The sequence below is a fragment of the Corynebacterium sp. c3Ub_189 genome, assembly GCF_039907195.1.
Classification (GTDB): domain Bacteria; phylum Actinomycetota; class Actinomycetes; order Mycobacteriales; family Mycobacteriaceae; genus Corynebacterium.
This window is the reverse complement of the sequence record NZ_JASBOF010000033.1, coordinates 1-6481: the sequence shown is the minus strand read 5'-3', so window position 1 is coordinate 6481 and position 6481 is coordinate 1. Positions and strand designations below refer to the sequence as shown.

Below are 6481 nucleotides of genomic sequence, written 5' to 3'. Positions count from 1 at the left end.
TCTTTACACCTGTATAATGGGGTTTAGACCTTACCTATACAGAAAGTGGTGATTGTAGTGTTGTCGTCGGATGGTTGAAGTGTCCCAGGTTTTGTTCCGTTTGAGTAGATGGGAAAATCTGGAACATGCCAAGAAAATTTGACCAGGATGCAAAGGACCGTGTGGTCCGTCTCGTGGAGGACCGCATCTTGGCGGAAAGCATGTCGATGCATCCCGCGTGCTAGGCAGTAGCTTCAAAGTTGGGGGTTTCATGGCACACGGCTCGTCTATGGACTTAAGCCTGCTCGTCGTGCGGGAAACATCCCAGAACCTGTTCCTGAAGATTTGGCTACCGAAAATGCCAGGCTACGCCGCGAAAATCAAGAGCTTCGAGATACCAACGAGTTGCTGAAGGCTGCGTCAGCTTTTTCGCCTCACGACCAGGCCCCAAACGTTAAGAAATGATCCGGTTCATCGATAAATACCGGAATCATTTCTCTGTCGAGTTCATCTGCACCGGAGTTGAAGATTAACCGGGCTGGTGGGTTTATCACCTCGCGTGGTTATCGCCAGTCCAAAGCCCGTGGGCTTAAGTGCTCGTCGCCTTCGTGACGCTGTGCTGATTGAACGCATTGGTGCCATTCATCGGGATAATTACGGTGTCTACGGCGTGCGGACAATGTGGCATGCGCTTGACCGTGACGGAATCGACATCGGTCGTGAGCAAACCGCCCGGCTGATGCGCCTAGCTGGTGTTTCTGGCACAGGCACAGGCGGATCACCAATCACAACCCGTACACCTCAACAGGCCGGATCTGCGCCCGGATTTGGTCGAGCGTGAGTTCAAAGCCCAAGGCCTTAAACAAGCTGTGGGTGGCCGACATTACCTACGTGCGTACGAAGAAGGGTTTTGTGTACACCGCGTTTGTCACTGACGTTTACTCCCGGCGGATCGTCGGATGGGCATTATCGGACTCGATGCGCACCGAGGTATTACCGCTGCAAGCACTCAACCAAGCGATTGTGAGCGCGAAGGAAACAACAGGCCTTATTCACCATTCGGATCACGGCTTATAGTACGTCAGCGTTGTCTACAACCAGCGTCTCGCCCAGCACGGGATTGCCGCTTCCACTGGGACCGTCGGTGACTGAAATGACAATGCTCTAGCTGAAAACGTTAACGGCTCTTACAAGAATGAGCTCATCCATACTCGCAGGTGGAATGATGTTGTCGAGGTAGAAATCGCGACGTTCGAGTGGGTGTCATGGTGGAACGAGGTAAGGCTCCACCAAAGCCTGGGATATCGAACCCCAGCCGAGGTGGAAACCGAATTGTGGAAGAAGAACCCGCAACAGGGAATAATAGAAATCAAGGAACATGCCTAGGAACAAAACTCGGGGCACTTCAAGCCCCTTATATGGCTCTGGATGTGGTGATTGCTGCAGAACCGTCATCAGTAAGGGTGACTTTTCCATCTACGCGGTAGACTTCACGCAACATTTTTGCGGTTAACACGTCCTTAGCTGCTCCGTGTGCGTATACAGTGCCCGCGTGGAGTACCGCAATGCGGTGAGCGAAGCGCGCTGCTTGTGAAAGATCGTGCATCGAAACCACGACCGCCGCGGGTGCTTCAGCTGCATAGGCGCGAATATGCTCCATGAGGATGAGCTGATTTCTTAGGTCAAGAGCGCTGGTTGGCTCGTCCAGTAGTAATGCCTGCGGCCGGCATACGATGGCCTGGGCGAAGCTTACTAATTGACGCTGGCCGCCGGAGAGCTGGGACATTGTTCGGGATTCTAGGTCTTCTAGCCCCAGCCGCGTGAGGACCGAGCTGACTCGGTCCTGTGTGGATGTGGCTACCCGTAGTCCGCTGAATCCCGTCCGGGAATGCTGGAGTGCCAGAAGTACCGATTCGAATACGGTAAGGGTGCTTTCCGGCGGGGGATCCTGTGGCAAATATACTGCCTCGGGCCCAGTGACGTCGCCGCTGAATCGGCATAGGTTAGCCATGCAGCGCAGCAAAGTCGACTTACCAGCGCCATTAGGGCCGACGAGGGCGGTGACGGTTCCAGCTTCGATCTTTGGGAGACATACGTCATTCAGTATCTGTTCGTCTCCATGGGAAAAGCACAGGTTATCTACCCGGAGTGTGGGTTCTGGCGGAACCGTGGGCGGTTGTTCCACGAGGGGGTCCTTTCTGGGGCAGGAAGTACTGGGAGAGGCGATCATTAGGTTGAGGAGACAGTTCGGGGGCGGCGTCGCAAAACAATGAGGACGACGAACACGGGAACGCCCACAATCGCGGTGATGATGCCGACAGGCAGAATCGCCCCAGGCTGGATCAGCTTGGATACCACTGAGGCTGAGGTCAGCAAAAGCGCACCTGAGATGATGGACGTGGTGAGGAAGAAGCGTTGGTCCTCACCAACGAGCATCCTGGCGATATGTGGGCCGACGAGTCCGATGAAACCAATTGTCCCGGCCATCGAAACGGCAGTTGCCGCCATAAGGGAGACTCCCACCAGCGTGTACGTGCGCAGCTTTGGGATATTGATACCCATGGACCTAGCGCGGTCGTCGCCCATTCGAAACGCGGTCAGCGTCCACGCATTGCGGTAGAAGTAAGCAATTCCGATTAGTGAGATGACCGCGAGAAGGCCGATCTGAGGCCACGTAGCGCGCGTAAGGCTGCCCAAGGTCCAGAAAACCACCTGCTCTAATTGGGTCTGCGAGGCGAGGTACTGCATTAGCGCTAGTAGAGCATCGAAGAGGAACACGATGGCTATGCCCAGCAGAATCATTCCCTCGGTACCAGAGCTCTTTGACCGAGAGAATAGGACGATCACCGCACAGGCCGCGAGGGCGAAGACCCAAGCACTGCCCGCCATTCCCAGCGCTGCCCCGATTCCCGCCGCGGTGAATCCTGAGACGGTGGCAAAGGCTGCGCCAAAGCTCGCAGCGGCGGAAATGCCCAGCGTATAGGGCTCTGCCAAGGGGTTATCCAAGATGGTTTGCATCTCTGCGCCGGCAGCAGCGAGGGTGCCACCGATGAGCACCGCTGTGACGGTCATAGGCAGACGTATATCAAAGATGATCTGCCAGTCAATTGGGCGGGAATCGCTGGGGTGAAAGAGCACGTAGAGCGCCTCATTTGCGTTCAAACTGCTGCCGATGAGGAAATCTATGGCAATGGTGACGCATAGCAGGGCCGTAAGCCCTGCGATGATCGCTACCTTTCGCCTGCTAGCTGTTCGGTACCAGTTTGACCGGGGGCGTTGCCGTTGCGGGGTAGAGTTTTGGTCGTCCACCTCGCTTCCGGTGGCAATTGATTGCGCTCGTGCTCCGTGGCTCATGGCAAACCAGTCCAGAAGGTGCCGCTAGCCTCCACAGGGAGGAATTTTTCATGTAGTTCTTCCAAATCGGCCTGCGGGTCGACATCGGAAAACAGGTCGGGGTGCATGGCTTTGGCAAACCACTCGATGGCTAGGTAGTTGTATGGGGAGTCGTAGAAGTGATGCCACGCAGCGTAGGCCCGCTTGTTCTTGACCGTCCGCATTTCCTTAAGGACAGGTTGCCCGTCAACAACGCGTTGGAAGTCTTTGGCTGCCTGTTCGGTGGACTCGTCGTAGCCCAGGGGTACAAAGCCATTCTTCTTTGGCTGCTGCTTGGCGCCGGTCCAGTCTGCGCCGGTGGCGATGATGACGTCTGGGTCTTTTTCAGCTAGCGCCTCGGGAGAGACTTGCCCCTGCTTGGCGTCGATCATATCGTCGCCCACGTTTTCGCCACCCGCTGCGTTAACAATTTGGGCTAGGTTGGACTTAGCGAAGGTAGAGCAGCAGTCGAAGTAGCCGGGAGCTCGCCAGAGGAAGGTCGGTGTGGGGGTGGCCTTGGCTTTTTCTAGGCGCTCCTGAACCATGTTCACCTTGGACTCATAGAACTCGGCATACTCTTCCGCTTCCTTCTCGTGGCCGAGTACCTTGCCGAGCAAGCGCACGCTCGGTGCGGTGTTCTTCACCGGGTCGGTAAAGTAATCGACGGTAACCGTGGGGATTCCGGCCTTTTCTAGACCGTCTACGATGCCAGCATCCTGGGCGGCTTCGAAGCTGCTTGCGGAGACAATGAAGACATCTGGACGGGAATTCAAAGCTTGCTCAACGGACATCGAGCCGTCGTAAACTTCACCAGTTTGCTCAATATCTTCGATCTCTGAGAATTTCTGTTCGTACTTCTTGTACGTGCCAGGGTCGTTCTGCTCCAGGTCATCTGGCCAGGCAACGATGCCCTGGAGCGGGTTTTCTTTGTTGAGGATGGATGTCGTGTAAAGCATCCGTTGCCCGCCCATGAGGACCCGATCGACGTTCTTCGGGACCTCGACTTCGCGCCCGAGAATGTCGGTGATCTGTTGCTTTTCTCCGTCATCTGCGGTCTGTTGTTCATCGTTAGTGCTGCAGGCAGCGGTCATAAGGAGGGCAGTGGCGGTGACGGCTGAGGCGACTACGCGGGCCATTCGGTGGTGAGGGGCGCGTGGGGTTTTAAAACCGCGAGCCCTAGTTGTCGTGAGGGACAAGGCAATCCTTTCTTCCAAGTGGATCTATTAGGTTAGCCATACCTTTGTTTATCTACAATGGGTGATGAAACTTTTACCCCCCAACATTCCCGTTAAGTCAGTTCATTCAGTCGGCGGGAATATGTGCGTAGCAGCAGTACCGCCGTGGTTGCGAAACCCATGATGAGTCCTAACCAGACGCCATATCCTTCCCATCCGAGGAGCTTTCCAAATATCAGAATCCCGGGGACGCCAACCAGCCAGTACCCGACGAGGGTGCAGCGTAGCCCTGAGGTGGTGTCTTTCAGGCCTCTCAGTAGGCCCACTGCCACGTTTTGGATTCCTTTGGCGAACTGTTGCAGTACCGCGAGACATAGGAGCAGGACGGCAATGTGAAAGGTGGTGGGATCTGCCTCTTTTAAGAAAGGATGCAGTACCCACCTGCCCAACAGAAGCCACAGCGCGCCCATTATTCCCAGATACGTGACCACGACGAACAATATGCGTCGGGTAATCTCGCGCACTGAGTCGGCACTCTCGGCCCGAGCCCTTGTGATCAGCACCGAGCCGCCGTGAGAAAAGCCGATGCACACTTGGTAAACGATGTACGCCAGTTGGTTCACAATATTGTGCGCCGCTAGCATCTGTGGGCTAAAGGTCCCCATCACTAAACCGGCGATGGTTGTTATTGCAGCCTCCGAGCCATAGGTCAGACTGACTGGTACCCCGAGGCGGACGAGGCGGCAGATAGTCTCCCCATCTCCTTTACACGGAAGGATGTGGAAATAGGGCTGTAGCTCGGGAATGCGCAGTACCACAATCCGGAAGGCCAGGAAGGTAAGCAGTTGGATGACAGTTGTAGAAAGCCCGATGCCCGCTACCTTCCAGTGATCCGAGGCTGCCCATGTCATAAATAACCAGTTCAATGCGATATTTATAAATATCGATATCAGCGTGATGGTTAACAGGGAGCCGGGTTTTCGCATGCCCACGGCGAATTGGCGCAGGACGTTGAGCCACATCATCGGGACTAACCCGGGTGCGAGCGCAAGGGTCATGGCGAAGGTGAGTTGGGCAACGTGCTTGTCGATGGGCAGAACAAGGACCAATCCGCCTAGGGCGATGACCAGTAACGCGCCGAGAATTGCAGTGCCAGTGGCCACCGCGAAGGAGGAGCGCACAGCCCGCCGGATCTGTTCTGCTCCCGCCTCGCAATTTTGACAAGAGGTTTTCTCTTTTTCCATTTTTGCTGCTGCTTCAGCCACAAGATTTGCCCCGGCCGTCACCATGCCCACGCACATCGTGCGGATCTGGTTGTAAAGCTGCATCGCTAGGCCGCCGCCGGCTATCGCCAGTACGCCCACGGACTGCAGCATCAATACGTCCGTGGTGGTCAATGCAACTCCGGCGAGTTGTACTCCAGCGATGGGAAGGGAAATTCCCAGAACTTCGCGATATTTCCGGATGGATTTCAACCTCGCAGCCACCTTCAACTTCGGACTAACATTCGTCTCGGCCCTCGCTTCTCATCTTCTAAACCTCGCCCATTTTGGCGGCTGGTCTCCAATGTGCTGCGGTTTCTAGCGGTAGATACGCAGCACATCCGATTCATTTGCGGCCTCCAGGCCGTTGAAGCGAATGGCGCTGCGATACATCTGCACCAAAGTTGCAATCGGACGCTGCCGTCTGCACCATGGAAATTAGTGGTTCGCCCCTGCGGATTCAGCTGGTGCTGGCCGATGCGCCAGCGGTACCACCGTTGGTTGAGACCGAATCCCGTTCAGGGCTGGTGTTTGCAGCGGCAGAGACTCCCTTCGGAAAGTATAAAGATTATACCTAGTTTAGGTAAGGCTACCATAATTGAAGATTTCCACTTCAAACACTTCAGGTGGAAGGAGTGTGAAGGGTGCTGTTGCAAAGTTGGGGCAGTAGAAAGACCGGCGTGAAATAATCAG

The 6481-nt window shown here is 55.5% G+C and carries 4 protein-coding genes and 1 pseudogene; 1 reads left to right on the top strand and 4 read right to left on the bottom strand.

Annotated features, from left to right (window positions below; genetic code table 11):
* The first annotated feature begins 125 nt into the window (after nt 1-125).
* Nucleotides 126-1365: pseudogene (locus tag QKD99_RS11215) on the top strand (IS3 family transposase).
* 28 nt (nt 1366-1393) lie between these two features.
* Here QKD99_RS11215 and QKD99_RS11210 read toward each other — a convergent pair.
* From QKD99_RS11210 to QKD99_RS11195, 4 genes are all read right to left on the bottom strand, one after another.
* Nucleotides 1394-2209 (bottom strand): ABC transporter ATP-binding protein, encoded by an 816-nt coding sequence (locus QKD99_RS11210; protein ID WP_049156256.1) that lies wholly within the window; start codon nt 2207-2209, stop codon nt 1394-1396.
* Nucleotides 2209-3333: an iron ABC transporter permease gene (locus QKD99_RS11205; RefSeq protein WP_080975109.1), complete on the bottom strand. Its 1125-nt coding sequence runs from the start codon at nt 3331-3333 to the stop codon at nt 2209-2211. The genes QKD99_RS11210 and QKD99_RS11205 overlap by 1 nt, the downstream gene beginning before the upstream one ends.
* A complete protein-coding gene (locus QKD99_RS11200; protein WP_239279034.1) occupies nt 3330-4547 on the bottom strand; it encodes an ABC transporter substrate-binding protein in 1218 nt (405 codons plus the stop codon). Before QKD99_RS11200 ends, QKD99_RS11205 begins: the two co-directional genes overlap by 4 nt.
* A 92-nt stretch (nt 4548-4639) precedes the next feature.
* Complete coding sequence (locus QKD99_RS11195) at nt 4640-6001, bottom strand: MATE family efflux transporter (RefSeq protein WP_231732355.1); 1362 nt, start codon at nt 5999-6001, stop codon at nt 4640-4642.
* Nucleotides 6002-6481: the final 480 nt, after the last annotated feature.